We start from the raw sequence: 307 nt of genomic DNA on the forward strand, positions 1-307 counted from the left end.
GTATCGAGTATGACGCCTCCGCCATGGCGGGCCCCGGCTGGGCGAGCCGGGCAAGCCAGCAGGAACGACAGGAAGACCGTCAGGGCGACGAGATACCAAAACGAAAACCGGGAGCCCCATGGGGCTCCCGCTTCACATGCGCGATGGCGAGTGCCGGCCTGGCCTGTAAGACCTCGGCCGAGACCGCCTCCACCCATGTAATGGGCAATGGCCTTCTCGGCTTCGGTCGTGGCGGCCGCCCCGGCGGTCCAGTGATCGAGCACTGCGGGGGTCAGGGAAGTGGGCATGTCAGACTCCTGTTTCAAAC

At 65.8% G+C, this 307-nt stretch carries 1 protein-coding gene; it reads right to left on the reverse strand.

Annotation, left to right across the window (positions count from 1 at the left end):
* A partial coding sequence (locus tag CVH10_RS26740; protein ID WP_219924854.1) for a hypothetical protein occupies window positions 1-287 on the reverse strand: 287 nt, incomplete at its 3' end.
* Between the last annotated feature and the right edge of the window lie 20 nt (window positions 288-307).

The organism is Halomonas sp. ND22Bw (genome assembly GCF_003011945.1).
In the GTDB taxonomy this organism is placed as follows: Bacteria; Pseudomonadota; Gammaproteobacteria; order Pseudomonadales; family Halomonadaceae; genus Halomonas; species Halomonas halophila.